Source organism: Salinibacterium sp. M195 (genome assembly GCF_019443965.1).
Taxonomy (GTDB): Bacteria; Actinomycetota; Actinomycetes; order Actinomycetales; family Microbacteriaceae; genus Rhodoglobus.
This window is the reverse complement of sequence record NZ_CP040814.1, coordinates 2,259,980-2,284,218: the sequence shown is the minus strand read 5'-3', so window position 1 is coordinate 2,284,218 and position 24,239 is coordinate 2,259,980. Positions and strand designations below refer to the sequence as shown.

At 59.5% G+C, this 24,239-nt stretch carries 20 protein-coding genes and 2 rRNA genes; 18 read left to right on the top strand and 4 right to left on the bottom strand.

Annotated features, from left to right (window positions below; genetic code table 11):
• Nucleotides 1–444 precede the first annotated feature (444 nt).
• The 6 genes from FFT87_RS10930 to FFT87_RS10905 all read left to right on the top strand — a co-directional run bounded on the left by FFT87_RS10930 (nucleotide 445) and on the right by FFT87_RS10905 (nucleotide 7,467).
• Nucleotides 445–3,564 (top strand): 23S ribosomal RNA (locus tag FFT87_RS10930).
• Nucleotides 3,565–3,745: 181 nt separating this feature from the next.
• Nucleotides 3,746–3,862: ribosomal RNA gene (rrf, locus tag FFT87_RS10925) — 5S ribosomal RNA — on the top strand.
• An 88-nt stretch (nucleotides 3,863–3,950) separates the two neighbouring features.
• Nucleotides 3,951–5,537, top strand: a complete 1,587-nt coding sequence (locus FFT87_RS14610; RefSeq protein WP_255560164.1) for a hypothetical protein — start codon at nucleotides 3,951–3,953, stop codon at nucleotides 5,535–5,537.
• Complete coding sequence (locus FFT87_RS10915) at nucleotides 5,527–6,525, top strand: HAD-IIA family hydrolase (RefSeq protein WP_219948751.1); 999 nt, start codon at nucleotides 5,527–5,529, stop codon at nucleotides 6,523–6,525. The genes FFT87_RS14610 and FFT87_RS10915 overlap by 11 nt, the downstream gene beginning before the upstream one ends.
• Before the next feature lie 2 nt (nucleotides 6,526–6,527).
• Nucleotides 6,528–6,680: a hypothetical protein gene (locus FFT87_RS10910; RefSeq protein WP_219948750.1), complete on the top strand. Its 153-nt coding sequence runs from the start codon at nucleotides 6,528–6,530 to the stop codon at nucleotides 6,678–6,680.
• Entirely contained in the window at nucleotides 6,673–7,467 is a 795-nt protein-coding gene (locus tag FFT87_RS10905) for a TlyA family RNA methyltransferase (protein ID WP_219948749.1), read from the top strand. The genes FFT87_RS10910 and FFT87_RS10905 overlap by 8 nt, the downstream gene beginning before the upstream one ends.
• Before the next feature lie 23 nt (nucleotides 7,468–7,490).
• Here the strand turns inward: FFT87_RS10905 and FFT87_RS10900 are convergent, their stop codons facing one another.
• From FFT87_RS10900 to FFT87_RS10890, 3 genes are read right to left on the bottom strand one after another with little or no spacing between them, the layout of a single operon-like run.
• Entirely contained in the window at nucleotides 7,491–7,910 is a 420-nt protein-coding gene (locus FFT87_RS10900) for a DUF302 domain-containing protein (protein WP_219948748.1), read from the bottom strand.
• A 16-nt stretch (nucleotides 7,911–7,926) separates the two neighbouring features.
• On the bottom strand, nucleotides 7,927–9,390 hold the full coding sequence (locus tag FFT87_RS10895) for a multicopper oxidase family protein (RefSeq protein WP_219948747.1): 1,464 nt from the start codon (nucleotides 9,388–9,390) through the stop codon (nucleotides 7,927–7,929).
• Nucleotides 9,390–9,641: an SHOCT domain-containing protein gene (locus FFT87_RS10890; RefSeq protein WP_219948746.1), complete on the bottom strand. Its 252-nt coding sequence runs from the start codon at nucleotides 9,639–9,641 to the stop codon at nucleotides 9,390–9,392. Before FFT87_RS10890 ends, FFT87_RS10895 begins: the two co-directional genes overlap by 1 nt.
• Before the next feature lie 243 nt (nucleotides 9,642–9,884).
• Here FFT87_RS10890 and FFT87_RS10885 point away from each other — a divergent pair, with 243 nt between their 5' ends.
• The 12 genes from FFT87_RS10885 (at nucleotide 9,885) to der (ending at nucleotide 22,562) form a co-directional block, all read left to right on the top strand.
• On the top strand, nucleotides 9,885–10,829 hold the full coding sequence (locus FFT87_RS10885) for an NAD kinase (RefSeq protein ID WP_219948745.1): 945 nt from the start codon (nucleotides 9,885–9,887) through the stop codon (nucleotides 10,827–10,829).
• Nucleotides 10,826–12,532, top strand: a complete 1,707-nt coding sequence (gene recN, locus FFT87_RS10880) for a DNA repair protein RecN (RefSeq protein WP_219948744.1) — start codon at nucleotides 10,826–10,828, stop codon at nucleotides 12,530–12,532. The genes FFT87_RS10885 and recN overlap by 4 nt, the downstream gene beginning before the upstream one ends.
• A gap of 160 nt (nucleotides 12,533–12,692) precedes the next feature.
• The gene (locus FFT87_RS10875; protein WP_219948743.1) at nucleotides 12,693–14,393 is read left to right on the top strand and encodes a CTP synthase; all 1,701 of its coding nucleotides are present in this window, start codon (nucleotides 12,693–12,695) and stop codon (nucleotides 14,391–14,393) included.
• Entirely contained in the window at nucleotides 14,383–15,015 is a 633-nt protein-coding gene (locus FFT87_RS10870; protein WP_219948742.1) for an NUDIX hydrolase, read from the top strand. The genes FFT87_RS10875 and FFT87_RS10870 overlap by 11 nt, the downstream gene beginning before the upstream one ends.
• Nucleotides 15,016–15,038: 23 nt before the next feature.
• Nucleotides 15,039–15,974: a site-specific tyrosine recombinase XerD gene (locus tag FFT87_RS10865; RefSeq protein WP_219948741.1), complete on the top strand. Its 936-nt coding sequence runs from the start codon at nucleotides 15,039–15,041 to the stop codon at nucleotides 15,972–15,974.
• 168 nt (nucleotides 15,975–16,142) lie between these two features.
• A complete protein-coding gene (locus tag FFT87_RS10860) occupies nucleotides 16,143–17,030 on the top strand; it encodes a ParA family protein (protein ID WP_219948740.1) in 888 nt (295 codons plus the stop codon).
• Complete coding sequence (locus FFT87_RS10855; RefSeq protein WP_219948739.1) at nucleotides 17,014–17,862, top strand: ScpA family protein; 849 nt, start codon at nucleotides 17,014–17,016, stop codon at nucleotides 17,860–17,862. Before FFT87_RS10860 ends, FFT87_RS10855 begins: the two co-directional genes overlap by 17 nt.
• Before the next feature lie 7 nt (nucleotides 17,863–17,869).
• On the top strand, nucleotides 17,870–18,517 hold the full coding sequence (locus FFT87_RS10850) for an SMC-Scp complex subunit ScpB (RefSeq protein WP_255559814.1): 648 nt from the start codon (nucleotides 17,870–17,872) through the stop codon (nucleotides 18,515–18,517).
• The gene (locus tag FFT87_RS10845; RefSeq protein ID WP_219948738.1) at nucleotides 18,504–19,277 is read left to right on the top strand and encodes a pseudouridine synthase; all 774 of its coding nucleotides are present in this window, start codon (nucleotides 18,504–18,506) and stop codon (nucleotides 19,275–19,277) included. The genes FFT87_RS10850 and FFT87_RS10845 overlap by 14 nt, the downstream gene beginning before the upstream one ends.
• Nucleotides 19,274–20,356, top strand: coding sequence for a prephenate dehydrogenase (locus FFT87_RS10840; protein WP_219948737.1), 1,083 nt, complete (start codon nucleotides 19,274–19,276; stop codon nucleotides 20,354–20,356). The genes FFT87_RS10845 and FFT87_RS10840 overlap by 4 nt, the downstream gene beginning before the upstream one ends.
• Nucleotides 20,353–21,027 (top strand): (d)CMP kinase, encoded by a 675-nt coding sequence (gene cmk, locus FFT87_RS10835; RefSeq protein WP_219948736.1) that lies wholly within the window; start codon nucleotides 20,353–20,355, stop codon nucleotides 21,025–21,027. The genes FFT87_RS10840 and cmk overlap by 4 nt, the downstream gene beginning before the upstream one ends.
• A gap of 14 nt (nucleotides 21,028–21,041) precedes the next feature.
• Entirely contained in the window at nucleotides 21,042–22,562 is a 1,521-nt protein-coding gene (der, locus tag FFT87_RS10830; RefSeq protein WP_219948735.1) for a ribosome biogenesis GTPase Der, read from the top strand.
• Nucleotides 22,563–22,733: 171 nt separating this feature from the next.
• Here der and FFT87_RS10825 read toward each other — a convergent pair whose 3' ends face one another.
• Nucleotides 22,734–24,239, bottom strand: a complete 1,506-nt coding sequence (locus FFT87_RS10825; RefSeq protein ID WP_219948734.1) for an MDR family MFS transporter — start codon at nucleotides 24,237–24,239, stop codon at nucleotides 22,734–22,736.

Genomic DNA, 24,239 nt, shown 5'->3' with positions numbered 1-24,239 from the left:
GTTGCCAAGTCGTACTGCCCTGTTCGGGGTAGACGGCGCTCATGGGTGGAACATTGACATTGTGGCCAGAGGAACTGTTTCCTCTTCAGTACATCAACTCTTCGGGGTTGGTAGGAACGAGAGGTTTCCGGGGGTGCTGGTCTTTGCACGTTGTTGGGTCCTGAGGGACCGGGGACGGATCGGAAGATTCGTGTTCGTACCTTAGGACCTGGGACATCGAAAGGTGTTCCTGGGTCTACGGATCCTGGTCTTGTTTCCTGCAGGTTGGGGGATGAGGGAGGATACCGCCCGTATTTTGAGAACTACACAGTGGACGCGAGCATCTTAGATTCGACCGAAAGGTCGGATCACATAAATAACAATAACTTTCAACACTTTGTGTTGGGAGTTCATTGGTCTATCTCAACACTTTGGTGTTGCGATCGATTCTTATACTCATGTGATAATCAATTTTCTAAGGGCAAACGGTGGATGCCTTGGCATCTGGAGCCGAAGAAGGACGTATAAATCTGCGATAAGCCTCGGGGAGCTGATAATAGAGCTTTGATCCGAGGATTTCCGAATGGGGAAACCCCGCTGGGCGTTGCAAGACGACTCAGTGACTCCCGCCTGAATATATAGGGCGGGTAGAGGGAACGTGGGGAAGTGAAACATCTCAGTACCCACAGGAAGAGAAAACAACCGTGATTCCGTTAGTAGTGGCGAGCGAAACCGGACGAGGCCAAACCGATCATGTGTGATAGCCGGCAGGCGTTGCATGGTCGGGGTAGTGGGACTTTTCAGCTGTTACTGCCGTACAGCAAGAATTACAAAGTGATATAGACGAAGTGGATTGAAAGCCACGCCATAGAGGGTGCCAGCCCCTTAGTCGAAATGTTGCAATGGTTCGAAGAGTATCCCAAGTAGCACGGGGCCCGAGAAATCCCGTGTGAATCTGTCAGGACCACCTGATAAGCCTAAATACTTCCAGATGACCGATAGCGGACAAGTACCGTGAGGGAAAGGTGAAAAGTACCCCGGGAGGGGAGTGAAATAGTACCTGAAACCGTTTGCTTACAAACCGTTGGAGCAGCCTTAGTAGCTGTGACAGCGTGCCTTTTGAAGAATGAGCCTGCGAGTTAGTGATCAGTGGCGAGGTTAACCCGTGTGGGGCAGCCGTAGCGAAAGCGAGTCTTAATAGGGCGTTATAGTCGCTGGTTCTAGACCCGAAGCGAAGTGATCTATCCATGGCCAGGTTGAAGCGTGTGTAAGAGCACGTGGAGGACCGAACCCACTTAGGTTGAAAACTGAGGGGATGAGCTGTGGATAGGGGTGAAAGGCCAATCAAACTTCGTGATAGCTGGTTCTCTCCGAAATGCATTTAGGTGCAGCGTTGCGTGTTTCTTGCCGGAGGTAGAGCTACTGGATAGCTGATGGGCCCTAAAAGGTTACTGACGTTAGCCAAACTCCGAATGCCGGTAAGTGAGAGCGCAGCAGTGAGACGGTGGGGGGATAAGCTTCATCGTCGAGAGGGTAACAGCCCAGACTACCAACTAAGGTCCCCAAGCGTGTGCTAAGTGGGAAAGGATGTGGAGTTGCACAGACAACCAGGAGGTTGGCTTAGAAGCAGCCACCCTTGAAAGAGTGCGTAATAGCTCACTGGTCAAGTGATTCCGCGCCGACAATGTAACGGGGCTCAAGCACACCACCGAAGTTGTAGATTTCGTATTATAGGTAAGCCTTCGTGGTTCAGCCGTACGGAGTGGTAGGAGAGCGTCGTGTGGCGAGTGAAGCGGCGGTGTAAACCAGCCGTGGACGCTACACGAGTGAGAATGCAGGCATGAGTAGCGAAAGACGGGCGAGAAACCCGTCCTCCGAATGATCAAGGGTTCCAGGGCCAGGCTAATCCGCCCTGGGTAAGTCGGGACCTAAGGCGAGGCCGACAGGCGTAGTCGATGGACAACGGGTTGATATTCCCGTACTGACGAAGAACCGCCCAAACTAATCCAGTAATGCTAAGTATCTGAATCCCCTAGACCGATCCCTTCGGGGTGAGGCGTGGGGCCTAGCGTACGACCCTATTCTGGTGCGGTTAGCGTATTAACAGGTGTGACGCAGGAAGGTAGCTGAGCCGGGCGATGGTTGTCCCGGTCTAAGAATGTAGGCCGAGAGATAGGCAAATCCGTCTCTCATTAAGGCTGAGACTCGATGGGTAGTCCTCACGGACGAAATCAGTGATCCTATGCTGCCAAGAAAAGCATCGACGCGAGGTTCAAGTTACCCGTACCCCAAACCGACTCAGGTGATCAGGTAGAGAATACTAAGGAGATCGAGAGAATCGTGGTTAAGGAACTCGGCAAAATGCCCCCGTAACTTCGGGATAAGGGGGGCCTAAGGCGTGAACGGACTTGCTCCGGGAGCGCTGCAGGGCCGCAGAGACCAGTGGGAAGCGACTGTTTACTAAAAACACAGGTCCGTGCTAAGTCGCAAGACGATGTATACGGACTGACGCCTGCCCGGTGCTGGAAGGTTAAGAGGAACGGTTAGTCGCAAGACGAAGCTGTGAATTTAAGCCCCAGTAAACGGCGGTGGTAACTATAACCATCCTAAGGTAGCGAAATTCCTTGTCGGGTAAGTTCCGACCTGCACGAATGGCGTAACGACTTCCCAGCTGTCTCAACCGCGAACTCGGCGAAATTGCACTACGAGTAAAGATGCTCGTTACGCGCAGAAGGACGGAAAGACCCCGTGACCTTTACTATAGCTTTGTATTGGTGTTCGGTGTGGCCTGTGTAGGATAGGTGGGAGACTGTGAAGCTTGGACGCTAGTTCAGGTGGAGTCATTGTTGAAATACCACTCTGGTCATATTGGATATCTAACTTCGGACCGTAATCCGGTTCAGGGACAGTGCATGGTGGGTAGTTTAACTGGGGCGGTTGCCTCCCAAAAAGTAACGGAGGCGCCCAAAGGTTCCCCTCAACCTGGTTGGTAATCAGGTGTCGAGTGTAAGTGCACAAGGGAGCTTGACTGTGAGACTGACAAGTCGAGCAGGGACGAAAGTCGGGACTAGTGATCCGGCAGTGGCTTGTGGAAGCGCTGTCGCTCAACGGATAAAAGGTACCTCGGGGATAACAGGCTGATCTTGCCCAAGAGTCCATATCGACGGCATGGTTTGGCACCTCGATGTCGGCTCGTCGCATCCTGGGGCTGGAGTAGGTCCCAAGGGTTGGGCTGTTCGCCCATTAAAGCGGTACGCGAGCTGGGTTTAGAACGTCGTGAGACAGTTCGGTCCCTATCCTCTGCGCGCGCAGGAAATTTGAGAAGATCTATCCCTAGTACGAGAGGACCGGGATGGACGAACCTCTGGTGTGTCAGTTGTTCCGCCAGGAGCACCGCTGATTAGCTACGTTCGGAATGGATAACCGCTGAAAGCATCTAAGCGGGAAGCCAGCTTCAAGATGAGATTTCCATGGCTTAGGCCGAGAGACTCGCAGCTAGACTACTGCGTTGATAGGCTGGATGTGGAAGCAGGGACTAACGACCTGTGGAGCTGACCAGTACTAATAAGTCGATAAATTGATAACCACCCCACCTCACTGGGCAGTCCTAGACTGTCGAATGGTGAATGAGAAGAATTCTCGCGTCCACTTTGTGGTTCCCGATTTACGGTCGGGAACTGCGCCCAGCTAACACAGCTAGGCACCATCCTTCGGGGTAGTGTCAGAGCATGTTTCTGGCCCAGACTGATACATAAATCAATAGTGTTTCGGCGGCCATAGCGAGAGGGAAACGCCCGGTTACATTCCGAACCCGGAAGCTAAGACTCTCTGCGCCGATGGTACTGCAAGGGGGACCTTGTGGGAGAGTAGGACACCGCCGGACTTAAATTGTAAAATGGCCACCCCTGTGTTGAATAAACACAGTGGGTGGCTATTTTGCGTTAAGTTTTACCCATAATCAGGAGCAACAAGTGAGCGATTCATCAGGTAACGACGGTCGGCGCGACAGCCGACCCCACGGAAACCGTTCGGGTGCGCCCCGATCTGGTGGACGCCCCACCGGCGGACGCCCTGGTGAAGGCCGACCAAGCGACGGAGGGCCGCGCCGCGACAATGCCGCAGGCGGACCCGCCCGCGGTAAGCCCGCATCCGGCGGAGCAGATCGTCCCTGGCGCGCAAAGCCCGAGGGCGATGACCGTCGCCCCCGCCGCGATGGCGCTTCCGGCGATGACCGCGCACCGCGCCGGGATTCCTCTGGGGACCGCGACAATCGTCCGCCACGCTCAAACGATCGCGATGGCCGCCCACCACGTTCCGGGGATCGTCCCGACCGCGGTGACCGTCCGCAGCGTTCCGGTGACCGCGATAGCCGCCCACCGCGCTCGAACGATCGACCTGACCGTGGCGACCGCACAGGTGGTCCCGAGCGCAGTGATCGTCCGGCTCGACCTCAGCGCAACGACGGCTCCGGCCGTCCGGAACGTGGAGGACGCCCCGATCGCGGTTCAGGACGCAACGATGGCCCGCCGGAGAATCGCTTGTGGACCAAAGGCGGAGCGCCAGCGCGCGGCGACCGCGACGCTAGTGCGCGCGAGCCTGAAGAGGATCGCGACCCGTTCGGCATCCGTTCAGTTCGGGCCTACCACCAGGCACCCGAGATTCCTGAGGGAATTACCCCCAAAATGCTTGACCGCGTTGCGTCCAACGAACTCAAGACGCTCAGCAAGGAAAACGCTGAAGGCGTCGCCCTGCACCTCGTGATGGTTTCGCGGCTGATCGAAACCGATCCAGAACTTGCTCACCAGCATGCGATTTCGGCGGCCCGTCGTGCCGGCCGTATCGGCGTTGTGCGCGAAACTCTCGCGATCACTGCCTACGCGACCGAAGACTATGCACTCGCGCTGCGCGAGTTGCGCACCTACCGTCGAATTTCTGGGCGGGACGACCAGCTGCCGATGATGGTAGACAGCGAACGTGGACTTGAGCGCCCGGAGCGTGCTTTGGAACTGGGGCGATCCGTTCGCCGCAGTAGCCTGTCGATTGGTGTGCAGGTTGAGCTCGCCATCGCGATGTCTGGTGCGCGACTTGACTTGGGTCAGGCAGACGAAGCTCTTGTCGAGCTTCAGATTCCGCAACTCGATCCCACCAAAGCCTTCAGCTACAGCGCCGCACTGTTCGGCGCCTATGGCACAGTGCTCGAAGAACTCGGTCGTGAAGACGAAGCCGCGACCTGGTTTGAACGGGCAGATATCGCCGAAGAGGCACTCGATGACGGCGGCGAAGCCACAATCGAGATCGTTGAAGAAGAGCTTGAGCTCGACGACTCGTCGTTCGTGGACATTGACGTTGATGCCGATGCCGATGCCGATGCCGATGCCGACGCTGACACTGACACTGGCGTTGACGACACTGCCGCCGCTGAAGACACGGTTGCCGTTGACGCTGCTGCAGGGCCCGACGCTCACGTTGAGACAGAAATTGAGAACGCCGATGGGACTCTGGACGTCGTTGACGAAGCGGACGGGAACGACAGCGAAAACGGCGAGCGTGCCGAGTAGAACACCTCTCACTGGCATCTCGCTCGTCCTCGCCGATCTTGACGGCGTTGTTTACCGCGGGCCGAATGCGATCCCGCATGCCATTGACAGCATCAATGCGATCGAGGGGCTGCAAGTCGCCTACATCACCAATAATGCGTCGCGCACTGACGCCTCGGTCGCGACCCATTTGAGCGAGCTTGGTCTCACTGTCGATCCCCGCGACGTCGTGACGTCGCCGCAAGCAGCAATGGCCTTGCTGCGTGAGCTCGTGCCCGCTGGCTCAACCATCATGGTTGTCGGGGGAGACGGACTCACGAGCGAGCTCGAGAAATCCGGATTCGTGGTGACCAGGTCCGCTGAAGAATCACCGGCGGCTGTCGTGCAAGGATTCTCGCCCGATGTAGCGTGGTCTCATCTGGCAGAGGCTGCGTTCGCGCTCAAAGGTGGCGATGCCGGCATCCCCTGGATCGCGACCAACACTGACTGGACAATTCCCCAGGCCCGCGGAACTGCCCCCGGAAATGGCACCCTTGTTTCCGCGGTCCACACTGCGGTCGGTCGTCTACCGATCGTTGCCGGTAAGCCAGAAGTGGCGATCTTCGAAGAAGCGTTTACTCGCTACTCGTCTCGCGAAGCGCTAATGATTGGGGACCGCCTCGACACCGACATTCTCGGTGCTAATCGCGCTGGCATCCCCTCGCTGCTCGTGCTCACGGGCATCGATCAAGCGAAGCAAGTGCTGGCGTGTATTCCCGAAGAACGTCCGACGATGATCATTGATGATCTGCGCGGGCTGCATGAGCTGTATCCCGAAACTGTCGTCACGCACGACGGTGCTGCTGTCGTGACGACAGTGGGAACGGCGACAGTGCGCCTCGAAGCGCAACGCCTCACCGTGACCTCGGCCGGAACATCCATCGACCGATTGCGGGCAGGATCCGCGGCAATTTGGAACTCTGGGAGCGCCATCTATGCCCTCGAGGTGCCTGCGGAGCTATATTCGTGAGCATGAGCGATGATTCACCGGTAGACGGATTGATGTCCCGCTTGAGCCTGATCGAAGATCAGCCACTTGAGTCGAGGGCGGCATCATTCACCCAGATCCATGACGAGTTGCAGCAGCAACTTGAAGGAAAGGACGCGTTCTCGCGCAATGGCTAATATGCGTCTCGACGCGGCTCTCGCCGCCCGTGGCCTCGCACGGTCGCGCACTCACGCCGCGAAGCTCATCGCCGATAACCTCGTGACGGTCTCGGGGGTTGCGGTGCCTAAAGCCTCGACGCCAGTAAACGACGATCACGTCATTGAGGTCGCCGAAACCGACCATTACGTCAGTCGTGCTGCCCACAAACTCGTCGCCGGGCTCGAAGCCTTTGGTATCGATGCCAAGGGAAAGCTCGCCCTCGATGTTGGTGCTTCCACTGGCGGCTTCACCCAGGTATTGCTCGAACGTGGGGCCCGTGAAGTCATCGCGCTCGATGTCGGGCACGGCCAACTCGTCGACCTGATCCGGTCAGATCCTCGCGTGCGCACCATCGAGCGAGAGAATGCCCGCTATTTGACGGCGGACTCACTTGCCTCGCTGAGCGGGACATCCGAAAGCCCCGCGCTTGTCGTTTCTGACCTGTCGTTTATCTCGCTGCGCACCGTGCTGCCCGCGCTCCACGCCTCAGCGGGGGATGGTGCTGACTACGTTTTGCTCGTGAAGCCACAGTTTGAAGTTGGCCGCACCAACATTCGTGAAGGGATCGTGCACGGATCAGCGCTGCGCGACGAAGCAATCATGGGCGTTCTGTGGGCGGCCTGGGACGTGGGGCTCGGTACGGCCGGCGTCATCTCCTCACCCATTGCGGGAAATGCGGGAAACCGTGAATACCTTGTCTGGTTGAGCGCCCCAGCAGGCAGCAACCCGACCGAATGGATATCGCAGGTTGCTGCCATCGCCTAAACGGTGAGCGCTTCGAGCCAGTCCTACTTGCTACTGGCGCCTTCGATAGCTGCCAGAGCGGCCCGAAGTTGTTCATCCGCTTGATCGGCAACAGCCTGAACTGCTGCGACTTCGCTCAGCTGAACCATGGTCTGAGGGTTGATCGCTTGCACCGTAGTGGTCTCGGCTGAATCGCTTCGGCGGATGACGACGTTGCAGGGCAGGAGCAGACCCATGTCGGGGTCGGCGGCGAGTGCTTGCTCGGCGAGGGCCGGGTTGCATGCGCCCAAAATCAGGTAGTCACCGACCGCATCCGCGCTTTCGATGCCGAGTTTGGTGTTGAAGGTCGCTCGGATGTCAATTTCGGTGAGAACGCCGAACCCCTGGTTTGCGAGTTCTTGTTTCGTCGTGGAAATTGCTTCTTCGAAGGGGAGCGAGACTGTGACGGTGTGTGCGTAGTTCATGGATATCTCCTTGGTGCTAGTTGGCGGCGATGATTCCCATCATCCCGTTGTCTTCGTGGTCGAGGATGTGACAGTGGTAGACGGTTTTTCCGCTGAAGTCCTCGAACGCGATCCGTACGCGCGTTGTGCTGCGTGCGGGAATGTTTACGACGTCTTGCCACATGAGGGTGTCGACGGGCTGCCCATCCTGTTCGATAATTTGCATTGGCCAGACGTGCAGGTGCAGCGGATGATCGAGAGTGCTGGTGTTTGTCAGCAGCCATTCCTCGACACTGTTGAACTGCACCGTGGTGTCGATGCGGCTGGCCTCGAATTGGCGGCCGTTGATTGTGGGGGACATCATGCTGCCGCCCATACCGCCGCCCATTCCCATGGCGAAGATCAGTTCGCGTCTCACGTTCACGGTTTCTGTTCGCAGGTCACGCTGCGCTGGCTGGTCTGGGACTGCCGGTTGTGTGTCAACGCCCTCACCGATCACGGTAAACGTGGCGAGCGGGACTTCTTCGCCGTTGCGAAGGCCGCCGCCCATCATCATTCCGCCAGCGGAGCCGCGGTCATAGGAGAGGGCGCGCAGTGTGGCTGTTCCGGCGCTGCCGGTAACGAGAAGGTCTGCCCGGTTGCCGGGTGCGAGCAGGATTTCGTCAACTTCCTGCGGGGATTCGAACCGCCCGGAGTCGATCCCGAGCAGGGTTAGTTGCTGCCCATCGAGTCGCAGTCGTAAGTAGCGGGACACGCTGGCGTTGACAATCCGCCACCGTTCACGTTCTCCGGATCTGGCAGTCAGGTCTGGCGTGAGCTGTCCGTTGACAAGCACGAGGTCTCCCTCACGCCCAGACATCTCGTCCATTGGTGATGCCGCCGGAATGTTTCCGCTGGCGTTCAGGGTGATGTCAGAGATGACGAGGAGGCGCTCCCTGTCAGCGACGATGGGTTCGGGGTCTTCGACGATGATCGCGCCATACAGTCCGCCGAATACCTGCTCAGCAACGAAACCGTGGAGGTGCGGGTGGTACCAGTACACGCCTGGGGGATGATCGGCAGGCAATTCGTACTGGTAGTCGAATGAGCTTCCCGCCTCGACGGTGACGAACATGTTGTCGCTGTTGTCTTCGGGGGAGACATGCAGCCCATGTACGTGCAGGTTACTGGGGTCAGTCAAGCCGTTTTTCAGGGTGACGGTGAGGGTGTCGCCCGCACGAACGCGCAGAGTGGGGCCCGGCACGCCACCGTTGTAGCTCAACGCATTCACCTCCCGGCCTGCGATCGTCACTCGTTGAGGTGCGGTTTCGAGGTCAACGCTGAGTGTGCCGTTGGTGCTGCGCAACTCGGTGGGCTCGACGAGGGGGTTCCCCGCGGCTGTTCCCGAAATTGAGCCCGATGAGTGACCTTGGTTAATGAAGAAACCGGTTCCGCCGACAGCGACACTGGCAACTCCGACTCCGCCGAGGAGGAGGGCGTTACGTCGACTGATGTCAGGCATTAAGGGGACTCGTCGAGTACCCGAAGATGCTCGCGATATTGCTCCGCAGTGAGCTCCCCGCGAGCGAAGCGTTCTTCGAGGATGCGCTTGGCGCCGGAATTGCTTTCGTGCTTCGGCGCTTGTGCTGCATCATTGCGGCTCGACGTCTTCGACGCTAAGCGAACAACGACATAAACCAGCAGGGCGATGCCTACAATTGCCAACAAGCCGTATCCCCAAGCCCATCCCATATTTCCGTATCCCCACATCATCAGATTTGGTTCCTCTCGTCTCGGGTTGTGCCGTACTCGCCACGATACCCCCGGAGGTATACAGGAGGCTGTGTGCGAACTGGTTCGGTGCCACAGTAAGTTTTGCCCGATCCGCTGGAGCAATATCCCCAGAATCGTGTGCTGAGCGCACTTGTCCGTGGGAATCCGACAGAATGGTTAACGCAGGTTTCTGCGATCGCCTTGAGCGCGAGTCACATCATCACTACGACTGAGAGGTGCACGGTGCAGTCCGAGAACTCTCATGCCCACGAACGTCACATCCTAGTAATTGCCCACACTGGTCGCGCTGAATCGTTGACTGCCGCTATTTCGGTGTGCCGACAACTCATTAGCGCCGGCATAGTGCCGGTACTCGCACCGGACAGCTACGAAACTATTCTTCAGGCTGAGCCCAGTCTCTCTCCGGTGTCCCGACTGGGCAATGAAGTCGAGACTGGCGAACTCGAGCTCGTCATTGTGCTTGGCGGCGATGGAACAATCCTGCGCGCCGCAGAATTGACGCGCGGCTGCAGCGCACCGCTGCTCGGGGTCAACCTCGGCCATGTCGGCTTCTTGGCCGAGAGCGAACGCGAAGAACTTACGTCGACAGTCGAACGGGCTCTCGCCCGCGATTACCTGGTCGAGGAGCGCATGACGCTCTCCGTGCGTGTGAAAGTCGACTCGGAGGTCGTCTACGAAACGTGGGCTCTCAACGAAGCCACTGTGGAAAAGGCGAGCCGTGAGCGGATGCTTGAAGTCGTCATCGAGGTCGACGGCCGACCGCTATCCTCGTTTGGTTGTGACGGTGTCGTGATGTCGACACCCACCGGTTCTACCGCCTACGCATTTTCGGCCGGAGGCCCCGTCGTGTGGCCGAGTCTTGACGCGATCTTGCTCGTTCCGCTGAGTGCGCATGCCTTGTTCGCGCGACCCATCGTTGTCGGTCCAGACTCGGCTCTCGCCGTTGAGGTACTCGATCGCAACATGGGGATCGGCGTGCTCTGGTGTGACGGCCGCCGCGCCTATGACCTGCCCCGTGGCGCGCGCGTAATCGTGCGTCGTTCGCCAGTTCCCGTGCGGCTTGCCAGGCTTGCGCAGGGCCCGTTCACTGATCGCCTCGTCAAGAAATTTAACTTGCCTGTCAACGGATGGCGTGGCCCAGCCTCGGAGGAGGGAAACCAGTCGTGATCGAAGAGATCGTTATTCGCGACCTTGGTGTCATCGCCTCAGCGCGCCTCCCTCTTGGTCCAGGGTTTACCGCGCTCACTGGTGAGACGGGTGCCGGAAAGACCATGGTGGTGACCGCGCTCGGGTTGCTGCTGGGAGAGCGCGCCGATGCGGCCGCGATCCGCGCCGACCGTGATCAAGCATCCGTTGAAGGTCGGTGGGCTATCGACCCCGAGTCGGCCGTTGCCGAACGTGTGCGAGATGCGGGCGGTGATCTCGATGACGGCGAACTTCTGCTCGTGCGTACTGTCTCGCGTGAAGGTCGCAGTCGGGCGGTGGTCGGTGGGAGAAGCGCCCCAGTGGGCGTCCTCACCGAACTTGGCGACCAACTTGTTGTGGTGCACGGGCAATCCGACCAGATTCGTCTTAAGTCAGCGACCGCGCAGCGCAACGCACTCGACCGCTTCGCCGGTGCCGAATTGGCGACAGTGCTTGAGCAATACCACACAGTTTTTCGCCGGTGGCAGTCAGCGCAGGGCGAACTCGATGTGCTCGTGGCCGAAGGTGACCTGCGCAGTCAGGAAGCCGACGAACTTCGCGTCGCAATCGACGAAATTGAGGCGGCAGATGTGCGCCGCGGCGAAGATGTTGAACTTACCGAGCGTGCCGATCGACTCGCCAACCTTGAAGGGCTCCGACTCGCAGCGGAAGGTGCTCACGCAGCTTTGTCAGCGGATGCCGCCGACGATAGCTCCGATGTGATTGCGCAGCTAGCTTCAGCCCATCGAGGGCTTGAGCGGGTCGCTGAGCACGACGGCAAACTGGCGTCGATTGCTGAAGCGTTGGCGGCAGCATCCATCACTCTGGGCGAAATTGCCACCGATCTCTCTGGCTACCTGGCCAGTCTCGATGCTGATGGCAGTCGCGAACTTGAGCAGGTAGAAGAACGTCGCAGCCAACTTGCCGCCCTCGTGCGTAAACATGGCCACAGCCTCGACGACGTCGTTGATGTGCTCGATACTGGCAGCCAACGTTTGCTTGAGCTCGATAACGACTCCACTCGCATTGATGGACTTCAGGAACAGGTCGAGGCTGACCAAAGCGAACTCATCGCGCTCGCCGATCAGGTAAGCGCCGTACGCTCGCGCAACGCCGAACGGCTGTCAGCAGAAGTGACGAGCGAACTTGCGCAACTTGCCATGGCCAACGCCGAGATCGTTGTCACCGTCGAAGATCGCAGCGACTACTCGTTCAGCGGAAAAGATGAAGTTGCTATTCTGTTGCGCCCGCATCCGGGAGCGCCGCCTCGGCCCCTGGGCAAAGGTGCCTCCGGGGGTGAGCTCTCGCGGGTAATGCTCGCGATCGAAGTTGTCATCGGCGGCAACGACCCCGTTCCCACCTTCATCTTTGACGAAGTGGATGCCGGAGTCGGCGGTGCCGCCGCCATCGAAATCGGCAAACGGCTGGCCCAACTCAGCCGCACAGCCCAAGTGATTGTCGTCACCCACTTGGCGCAGGTCGCCGCGTTTGCGGACAACCACCTCAGCGTCATCAAGGGCGACGACGGCTCGGTCACGGCATCCAGTGTGCACAAGCTTGAAGGGGAAGCGCGCATTGCCGAAATGGCGCGACTTCTCTCAGGCTTGCCTGACTCCGAGTCGGGGCTCGCTCATGCGCTTGAACTCATCCAGACAGCTCACGAACTCGAGAAAGCAAGCCGCTAATACCCAGCGCATTGCTCGTCGCAGGAGCATTCGCACGCCGGGGGATTAGCGGTCGCCGTGCGCCGCAGCTGGCCTGCCGAGCAGCGCATGCTGTTAAGCCGATAACGAAACGCCCTGACGCGGCGACAAAACTCCCCAGCGAGGCATAGGATGGAACCCCGTGGTGGATAATAAAAACGCGGTCGTAACAAAGCACATCTTCGTCACCGGAGGAGTTGTCTCTTCTCTCGGTAAAGGCCTCACGGCGGCGAGTCTCGGAAACCTGCTGACAGCACGCGGTCTCCGCGTCGTCATGCAGAAGCTGGATCCCTATCTGAACGTAGATCCCGGCACCATGAACCCGTTCCAACACGGTGAAGTTTTCGTCACCGACGACGGCGCCGAAACTGACCTCGACATCGGACACTACGAGCGCTTCCTCGACATCAAGCTCAACCAGGCAGCCAACGTTACTACTGGCCAGATCTACTCCGAAGTGATCGCCAAGGAGCGTCGTGGCGAATACCTCGGCGACACCGTGCAGGTCATTCCGCACATCACCGACGAGATCAAGCGCCGCATGCGCCTGCAGGCCGCCGGCCCCTTCAGTGACGAAGACCCGCAGCCTGACGTCATCATCACCGAAATCGGTGGAACCGTTGGCGACATCGAAAGCCTGCCGTTCATCGAATCGGCTCGCCAAGTTCGCCATGAACTCGGCCGTAAGAACGTGTTCTTCGTTCACGTCTCGCTTGTGCCATTCATGGCAGCATCCGGTGAACAGAAGACCAAGCCAACCCAGCACTCGGTAGCAGCGCTGCGCTCGATCGGTATTCAGCCTGACGCCCTCGTCTTGCGCAGCGACCGCCCCGTCTCCGAATCGAACAAGCGCAAAATCGCGCTCATGTGTGACGTTGAAGAAGACGCCGTCGTGAACGCGACCGACGCCTCCAGCATCTACGACATCCCCGAAATGCTGCACAGCCAGGGGCTTGACGCGTACATCATCAATCAGCTCAGCCTCGAAGCGAAGTCCGTCAACTGGGACGGCTGGAACGAACTGCTCGAAGTCGTGCACAACCCCAAGCACGAAGCCACCATCGGTCTCGTCGGCAAGTACATCGACCTGCCTGACGCGTATCTCTCGGTTATGGAAGCACTGCGTGCCGGTGGCTTTGCGAACAACGCGAAGGTCAACATCCGCTGGGTGGCCTCCGATGAGTGTGAAACTCCGGAAGGTGCCGCAAAGCAGCTCGGTGACCTCGACGGCATTGTCGTTCCGGGTGGATTCGGCGTGCGCGGCATCGAAGGCAAGCTTGGCGCCCTGAAATTCGTGCGCGAAAACGGCATCCCCACTCTCGGAATTTGCCTCGGCCTCCAGTGCATGGTCATTGAGTACGCTCGCGACATGGCCGGCCTTGAAGGGGCATCATCGACTGAGTTCGACGCCAACAGCAAGTACCCGGTCATCGCAACGATGGCCGAACAGGTCGACATCATTGCTGGCGGAGACATGGGCGGCACCATGCGTCTCGGTCTGTACAACGCTGACCTTGAGCCCGGCTCGATCGTCGAAGAGATCTACGGCGCACCGACCGCGGCCGAGCGTCACCGTCACCGCTACGAAGTGAACAACGAGTACCGTCAGCAGATTGCGGATGCCGGGCTCACGTTCTCCGGAATCTCGCCCGACCGCACCCTCGTCGAGTTCGTCGAGTTGCCGCGCGAAGTTCACCCCTACTACGTCGGCACTCAGGCACACCCTGAGCTGCTCTCGCGCCCGAACCGCGCTCACCCGCTGTTCCGAGGACTCGTTGCCGCGGCAATTGAGCGCCAAAAATCAAACCGCCTCTTTGAGGTGACAGAGCAGGATGATGCATAACGAGCTCAGTGACGATCGCGTCGCGCCGCGACTGCTGACCGCCGACACAGTATTCGCCGGTCACGTGTGGAATGTGGACCGCGAAACTTTTGAGCTTGAGGGCACCGCGATCACTCGCGAGTTCGTGAATCACACGGGTGCTGTTGCGGTGCTGGCTCTGGATGAGCGTGACCGTGTTTTGCTGATCAAGCAGTACCGGCATCCGGTGCGGCTGCGTGATTGGGAACTGCCGGCTGGCTTGCTCGATGTTGTCAACGAGTCGCCGCTTGTTGCTGCTCAACGTGAGTTCGCTGAAGAAACTGATCTTCAAGCAGAGTCGTGGAATGTGCTGAGCGAAATGCTGACCTCACCAGGCGGAAGCAATGAAGCCGTGCGCATTTATCTGGCCCGTGGTGTGAGTGCCACGGGGGACACGTTCGACCGGTCCGCGGAAGAAGCTGGCATCGAGATGCGCTGGGTCCCACTTGAGGACGCTGTCGAAGCGGTGCTCGACCGCCGTATTCAGAACTCGATTCTCTGCGTCGGACTTCTTGCGGCCCAGCTGGGGCGCGACCGCGGTTGGAGCACGCTGGGTGACGCCGATGAGGCGTGGCCGCGGCATCCGCGAAACTACGACAAGTAGCACTGCGCGGATAGTTGAGTCAGATGAGTGAGGCGAAACGCACCGGGGTGGGTAACGCCATTGCGGTCGCCTCTGACCGTTACCTTCGACATCTGGCCATCGAGCGCGGGCTGTCGGCAAACACGCTAGCCGCGTATCGCCGCGATCTTGGCTCCTACTTGGATTTTTTGAACGAACGTGAAGTCGCCACCCCTGACGCAATCACTGCAGATGACGTGACCGCATTTGCGCACAGCCTGCGAGCTGATCCCGAGCGCCCGCTTGCGGCATCCTCGGTCGCTCGCATGCTGTCGACGGTGCGCGGGGTGCACACGTTCTTTGTTGATGAATCATTGGCGGCGGTGGACGTTGCCCATGCGGTCGCGATTCCGAAACAGTCACTGCGACTGCCGAAAGCGATCACGATCGAGCAGATGTCTGCCGTGTTGGCAGCGTTCGATGGCGACGACGTGATTGCCCTGCGCAACACCGCGCTACTTGAGCTGCTGTATGCCACGGGCGCTCGGGTCTCGGAAGTTGTGTCGCTCAATGTCGATGACATGATCGATGGCGACATAGTGAGACTGCTGGGCAAGGGTAACAAGCAGCGGATCGTTCCCGTTGGCAGTTTTGCGCAGGCCGCCATCCAGAAGTATTTAGTGCGAGCACGCCCGGGACTTTCGGCGAAAGGGCCGTCAACGCCAGCACTGTTCTTGGGGGCGCGCGGAGCCCGGCTGTCTCGCCAAAACGTGTGGCTGATCATCCAAGCTGCAGCAGAAAGAGTGGACCTGGGGATCGACATCTCTCCGCACACTTTTCGGCACTCCTTTGCGACCCACCTGCTTTCGGGCGGCGCCGACGTGCGTGTGGTGCAAGAACTGCTCGGACACTCCTCGGTTGCTACCACCCAGATTTATACGATGGTCACCGCTGACACGTTGCGCGATATGTATACGACGGCGCATCCGCGAGCCCGCTAGTCCGCCAATGGGGGTAAAACGTGACCTCAGAAGCGCCGCAATGGTGCCGAGGCTGCTCGTTCGTCTGCGTGTCGCGCTGCCAAACCCTCAACCTTTGGTAGAGGTGACCATGCTGTGTCCGCGCGTGGGAGATCGAGCTGTGACGGATGCGCGTCGTAAACTTTTGGCATGACGACACAGCGTGAGAACAAATCGACGCTGGCGGGGTTGGATGTTCCGGCAATGGGCCCAACCGGCCGGCCCCTCACTATTTTTCCTGAGCCACCCCCGCTCACAGGCCACGGGCCAGCACGCATCATTTCGCTGTGCAACCAGAAGGGTGGCGTCGGTAAGACGACCACCACGATCAATCTGGGCGCCGCGTTTGCCGAATACGGCCGTCGCGTGCTCGCGATCGACTTCGACCCCCAGGGTGCCCTCTCAGCGGGTCTTGGCGTGCCTACGCACGACGTTCCCACCATTTATGACCTGCTGCTCGGCACGATCAAGAACCCGGCTGAGGCCATCGTTCACACCAAGGTTCCCGGTCTCGACGTCATCCCGGCGAACATTGACCTGTCAGCGGCAGAAGTGCACCTCGTCAATGAGGTTGCTCGCGAGACAATCTTGGCGCGCGTTCTTCGCAAGGTCAGCGACCAGTACGACGTCATCCTCATCGACTGCCAGCCGTCGCTCGGGCTGCTCACCGTCAACGCGTTGACCGCCGCTCACGGAGTCTTGATTCCCCTCGAGTGCGAATTCTTCGCGCTTCGCGGTGTCGCGCTGCTAGTGGAAACTATCGAGAAGGTTCAGGATCGACTGAACCCCGCCATCAAGCTTGACGGCATCTTGGCCACGATGTTCGATGCACGCACGCTGCACTCGCGTGAAGTGCTCGAGCGTGTTGTCGAGAACTTCGGCGACGACGTGTTGGAGACCGTGATCGGTCGCACCGTGAAATTCCCCGACGCCAGCGTTGCCGGAGCCCCCATTACGACCTTCGCCCCGGACCACTCTGCGGCGCACTCGTACCGCCAGGTGGCGCGCGAGATGATCGCCCGTGGCGCCGTCGCCTAGCGACGTGGAAGAAACCGAGACTCCTGCCTCGGGTTTCGCGGTCTCGCTCAGCAACTTCACCGGGCCCTTCGACCTGCTGCTGTCGCTCATCACGAAGCACGAACTCGACATCACCGAAGTCTCGCTGTCCAAAATCACTGACGAGTTCATTGCGTATTTGCGCAACTTCGACTCGACGGGCGACGGCAGCGGCGACGGAATCGACGAACTCGATCAGGCAAGCGAGTTTCTCGTGGTTGCTGCGACGTTGCTCGACCTCAAGGTTGCCGGCCTCCTGCCTCAGGGCGAACTGGTGGATGCGGAAGACGTGGCGTTGCTTGAAGCCCGCGACCTTCTCTTTGCCCGCCTGCTGCAATACCGCGCCTTCAAGCAAGCCAGCGACTGGTTTGGCGGACACTTCGAGACCGAGTCAACGCGCACCGTGCGATCGGTGCGTCTGGAAGAGAAGTACCGCACGCAAACTCCCGAACTGGTGTGGACGCTCAGCCTCGACGATTTCGGCGCTCTGGCGACTCTCGCCTTCACTCCGCGAGAGATTCCCACGGTGGGACTCGACCATTTGCATGCACCGCTCATCAGCATCCGCGAACAGGCAGCGCACGTAGTGGCCTTGCTGCGTTCGGGGGAGCCCATGACCTTCCGCCAATTGATTGCCGGTGCCGAGCTTAAAGGCGTGGTGGTCGCCCGTTTCTTGGCCGTACTCGAGCTTTATCGCGGCGCAAATGTGTCGTTTGAGCAGATTGAACCACTCGGCGAGCTGACCGTGCGGTGGACCGCGCAACACTGGTCAGACGATAGCCTCGCTAATCTGGGAGCTGACTATGGAAACTAACGCTGTAATGAACGACGCTCAGACTGAGACGGTCGCCGCTGAGCAAAGCGTGGCTGAGCCGACTGTCGCTGAGCCGACTGCCGACGAGCTTGAGGCTGGCCCCGTTGTTGATCTTGCGCGCGGTCTTGAAGCAATTTTCATGGTTGCCGATGAGCCCCAAAGCCTCGTGAGCTTAGCGACTGCGCTCAACGCGCCGGTTGCCGAGATTCGCAAGACAATTAGCGCGCTTCGGGCAGACTTCGATGGTGAAAGCGATGGACCCCGTCGTGGTTTTGAGCTGCGCGAAGTAGGCGGCGGCTGGAGAATTTACGTTCGTGCTGACTACGACGCCGCGGTGCGAGACTTCGTGTTTACGCAGAATCCTTCGCGGTTGAGCCAAGCCGCTCTGGAGACTCTGGCGGTGATTGCGTACAAGCAACCGATCAGCAGGGGAGCGATCGCCTCAGTGCGCGCGGTCAATGTTGACTCAGTAGTGCGTACCCTGTTAAGCCGTGGACTGATTACGGAGGCGTTTACCGATAACGAGACGGGCGCCATCCACTACGAAACAACGGAGCTCATGCTCGTGCAATTGGGGATCAACTCCATTGCCGAGTTGCCTCCAATCTCGCCACTATTATCTGATGGTTCGGACGGATTCGATGAACAACGCTAAAGGCGAGAGCCCCAGCAACCCCGAAGGCGAACGCCTTCAAAAAGTTATGGCCGCAGCAGGAGTCGCCTCGCGTCGCGTCTCTGAAGACCTGATTTACCAGGGTCGAGTCGCTGTCAACGGCAAGAAGGTTGAAGAAGCTGGCCGCCGCGTCAAGCCAACCGACCGTGTCACTGTCGACGGCACTGCTATCCAGCTCGACACCACCAAGCGCTACGTCATGCTCAACAAGCCTGTCGGTGTTGTGAGCTCGATGGCCGATGAAAGTGGTCGCCCCGACCTGATGCAGTACACGGGCAACTATGACGAACGACTGTTCAACGTTGGTCGGCTCGACGTGCAGACGTCAGGCTTGATCATTCTCACCAACGACGGCGAACTGGCGCACGTGCTCGCGCATCCCTCCTTTGGCGTCATGAAGACCTACATCGCGAAGGTTGAAGGCACCGTGAGTGCTCAAACTATTTCGCAGCTGATGAAGGGCATCGAGCTCGAGGACGGCCCCATTGCCGTGGATAAGGCGCGGGCGCTCGGCCGAGCATCCAACGACGAATCCATGGTGGAGCTCACGCTGCACTCAGGCCGCAACCGCATTGTGCGTCGCATGATGGAGGCTGCAGGTCACCCAGTAATCGAACTCGTGCGTCGACAGTTTGGTCCGCTCAACCTCGGCAGCCTCGGAATCGGCCGCACTCGCAATCTGACGAAGGTGGAGTTGGGCGCGGTGCTGACGATTGCCCGTGACGCCGAGGAACAGTCGTGAACCTAGGCCGCATCACGGGGCAAGTACGAATTGTTGGTGCTGGGTTGCTTGGCGCCAGTATTGGGCACGGACTGCGCGCTAAGGGTGTCGACGTAATTTTGCACGATGCGTCGCGCTCGAATGCGACGCTGGCGATTGACTATGGGGCCGGTCGAGCCCCGCACGCCGACGATAAGCCGTCACTCGTGATTGTGGCGGTTCCGCCGGATGTTACCGCCGACGTTGTTGCACGCGAGCTTCTGGCCTGGCCTCGCGCAACCGTGACGGATGTTGCCAGTGTGAAGGTTGGAGTGATCGACGAGCTGATCGCGGCGGGTGCCGATCTCGATCGCTACGTCGGATCTCATCCTCTCGCCGGTCGCGAGCGTGGCGGTGCGATTTCTGCACGGGCTGATCTCTTTATTGGTCGCCCTTGGGTTGTCGGTCGGGGAGAACCCTTCCGGCGTCGTGCCATTGAAGATGTTGTGATTGAGCTTGGCGCGATTCCGGTCACCATGTCAGCCAGCGAACACGACAACGCTGTAGCCCTGATTTCGCACGTTCCCCAAGTGGTGGCGAGTTTGCTCGCGCATCGGCTGGCGGGAGCATCCGACGCCGCTGTTGCCCTTGCCGGTCAAGGGCTGCGTGACACGACCCGCATTGCTTCAAGTGCCCCCGAGTTATGGGTACAGATCTTGGCCGCAAACGCCGGCCCAGTCGCCCACATACTGCGTGAGCTACAGACTGAACTTGGCGTTGCGATAGATGCGCTTGAGGCTCCGGATGCCCCGGGCTCACGCCGCGCGATCGCCGAAGTTTTGGCCGGGGGAAACGCCGGAGTCGCTCGCATCCCCGGAAAGCACGGCACGAGCAAACACTTCAGCCAGCTCGTCGTGATGATCGACGACAAGCCGGGGGAGCTCGCGCGTCTGCTCACCGAAATCGGCGAAGCGAACGTGAACATGGAAGACTTGCGCCTTGAGCACTCACCGGGCGCCCAATTCGGTCTCGCCGAAATCTCGGTGTTGCCCGAAAAAGAAGCCGAACTCATTAGCGAGCTTGCAGCTCGTGGTTGGAAGATTGCAGAGACCTTCGCGTGAACAAAAACCCGTCGTTTGTTGTCGTCGCCGTTGATGGCCCGGCCGGCAGCGGAAAGTCGAGCGTCTCCAAAGCCACAGCGCGTGAGCTGGGATTCGACTACCTCGACACCGGCGCTGCCTACCGCGGCCTTGCGTTGCACTGCCTCGATCGCGGTGTAGACACCCGCGGCCCCGGCGATGTCATCGAAACGCTCCCACGCTTTGAGTACTCCATCGGGATTGATCCAGACAACTACTTCGTGAAGGTTGACTCGGAAATCGTGACCAACGACATCCGCGAACCTCGCATCACGAGCGTGGTATCGAACATTGCACGGATTCCCGAAGTGCGCGCCTACCTGGTTGACCTCTTCCGCAGCATCATCGCGGGGAGCGAAAAACCGGGGATTATCGTCGAAGGTCGCGACATCACGACGGTCGTTGCTCCCGACGCTCAGGCGCGAATTCTGCTAACGGCCAGTGAAGAAGCTAGGATGGAACGTCGCGCCGCAGAACTCTCCGGAGAATCGAGCGCGACTACGGCGCAACAACTCAGTTATCGAGATGCGCAGGACTCCAAAGTCGTGGACTTCATGAACGCCGCAGAAGGAGTCATCACAATCGACTCCACCAATCTTGACTTCGATCAAACCGTGACGGCCGTCGCGAGTTTCGTTCGCTCCAGTATGTAACCAAAGGACTACCCATGGCCGATCACTCGCCCGCCGAAGACGATTTTCCCGAGCTGAACCCGGCTCTCGTCGAACGACTCTCCGGTATGAACGAGGAGGAGGCCGCTCAGCGTACTTCTGCTTTGCGCGCTGGACTCAGCGACTACGACCTCGAAGACGATGACCTTGAGGTTCTCGACTCCGCTAGCGACGACCCTGACGCGATTTACTACCTTCCGGCGCTTCCCGTGCTGGCCATTGTTGGCCGCCCGAACGTCGGAAAGTCTGCCCTCGTCAACCGAATTATCGGTCGTCGTGAAGCCGTTGTCGAGGACACCCCCGGTGTGACTCGCGACCGCGTGAACTACAAAGCGGAGTGGAACAACCGTCACTTCACGATCGTCGACACCGGCGGCTGGGAACCCGACGCTAAGGGCATCGACGCTTCCGTCGCAGCTCAGGCTGAGATCGCAATCGACCTCGCCGACGCTGTTCTCTTCGTCGTGGATGCCACGGTTGGCCCCACCTCAACGGACGAGCACGTCGTACGCATGTTGCGTGCCACCAACAAGCCCGTGATCCTCGTTGCCAACAAGGTTGACGACGTTCACCAGGAATCGGATGCCGCTTCACTCTGGAGCCTTGGCCTCGGACAGCCGTGGCCCGCATCCGCCGTTCACGGTCGTGGGGTCGCTGACCTTCTCGATCACGTGCTCACGGTGCTGCCGAAGATTTCGAATGTCGCCAAAGAAGAAGTGGGCGGCCCGCGCCGTGTCGCTATTCTTGGTCGCCCGAACGTCGGCAAGTCCAGCCTGCTGAACAAGACTGCCGGTGAAGAGCGCGTTGTTGTCAACGAGCTTGCCGGAACCACTCGCGACCCGGTTGATGAGCAGATCGAGCTTGGCGGCAAGTTCTGGCGCTTCGTTGACACTGCCGGTATTCGCCGTCGTGTCGCTTTGGCCCAGGGCGCCGACTTCTACGCCACTCTGCGCACCAGCGCTGCACTCGAGAAGGCTGAAGTTGCCGTTGTCATCTTCGACGTCAGCCAGCCGCTCAGCGTGCAGGACCTCAAAATTGTTGACCTCGTGCTCGAATCGGGCCGTGCGCTCGTTCTGGCCTTCAACAAGTGGGACCTGCTCGACGACGAACGTCGCGATCTTCTCGAGCGCGAAATTGACAAGGACCTCAGCCACGTTGCTTGGGCGCCTCGCGTCAACATCTCGGCCAAGACCGGTCGTCACATGGAGAAGCTGGTTCCGGCCCTCGAGTTGGCACTGGAGTCGTGGGATACCCGCGTTCCCACCGGAAAGTTCAACGCGCTGCTTGCCGAACTTACGCAAGAGCACCCTCACCCGCTTCGTGGTGGCAAGCAGCCGCGCATCCTCTTTGGTACGCAGGCCTCAAGTCGCCCGCCAACGTTCGTGCTCTTCACGACCGGATTCTTGGACCCGCAGTACCGTCGATTCATTACGCGTCGACTGCGTGAGATCTTCGGCTTCGATGGCAGCCCCATCCAGGTCAACATGCGTGTTCGTGAGAAGCGCAAGCGCAAGTAGGTTCTCTGGCCCACGAAGTTTGGGTTAACAGCGAAACGGCGAGTCACTCTCTTTCGAGGGTGGCTCGCCGTTTGGCGTTGTGCGGATAGTTCTGTGCGGCTAGTTTTGCGCGGATGGCGTCGCGCAGCTGACCCGAGCGCCACGCACTCCGCGGCCCTCGGAACCCGTTGGCTAGTGACCGGCTGGTGCTGTGCCCGGCTCCAGCTCGGAGGCGTTGCGCTTCACGAAGAAGGTGGCGACGATCGCGAAGAGCGAGATGATGCCACCGGCCATGAAGGCGAGGCGCACGCCGCCGGCGAGGGCGACAGTCTCGGTTGCGCCCTCGGACGCTAGGGAGACCGACTGCACGGTGAGCAGCGCGATGAACAGCGCGGTTCCTGCCGCACCAGCGAGTTGCTGCACGGTGCCGATGGTGGCGCTGCCGTGCGAGTACAGGTGCGGCTTGAGGGAGCCAAGCGCTGAGGTGAACAGCGGCGTGAACATGAACGCGAGGCCGATGCTCATGGGGATGTGGATGGCGACAACCATGAACGGCGAGCTGGTTTCGGAGAGCAGTGTGAAGCTCCACAGCGAAGCGCTCACGAGAATGGCGCCGGGGATCATCAGGGGGCGTGGGCCAACCTTGTCGTAGAGGCGACCGACGATAGGCCCGAGTAGCCCCATGACGAGGCTGCCAGGCAGCACGAGCAAGCCACTCTGGATGGGTTCGAGCCCGAGCACATCTTGAGTGAACATGGGCAGCAGGATGATGGTGCCGAAGAGGGCAGCCATCATGACCGTCATGAGGCCGATCGAGATTGCAAAGCCAGGAGCCGCGAAGGTGCGGAGATCGAGCAGTGCGCGATCGGTTTTCTGTAGTTTGAGCTGGCGCATGATGAACAGCGCCAAGCTGATGGCACCGGCAACGATGGGGATTGCCGGGGCGATGAGTACGTCGCCGCTGGCAGATTCTCCGAGGCTGGAGAGTCCGTAGATGAGTCCGGAGAACGCGACTGCAGAAAGGATGACCGACAGCATATCGATCGATGCCTTGGTTGGCTCAGTGACGTTCTTGACTTTAGTGATGCCGAGCACGAGGGCGATGACAGAGATAGGGATCATCACGATGAAGACCCAGCGCCAGTCGAAGACGGCCAAGACGAGACCGGCAACAGTCGGGCCGACGGCGGGAGCCATCGACATGACGATGGAGACGTTACCCATGGTCTTGCCGCGAGTAGCCGGGGGCACGAGAGTCATGACTGTTGTCATGAGCAGCGGGAGCATCATTGCGGTGCCGGAAGCCTGAATGACGCGGCCGATGATGAGCACAGCAAATGTGGGAGCAACAGCGCCCAGCAACGTACCCAAGGTGAAGAATGACATAGCGGCGATAAAGATCGAGCGCGTCGAGAAGCGCTGGATGAGGAATCCAGTAATTGGAATCACTACCGCCATCGTGAGCATGAACGACGTCGACAGCCACTGAGCGGTGCTCGGCTGAATGCTGAGGTCTTCCATAATGCGGGGGATCGCCACGACTAAGGACGTCTCGTTGAGGAACACCACGAAGGTGGCCGCGAGCATGAGCGCAATGACGAGACGGTTGCGACCGCTGTTATCTACAGCGCTGCCGGTGACAGCCGTAGTGGCTGCGGGGAGCGAAATGTTGCCGGTAATCGGCGCCGTGCTGGTCAT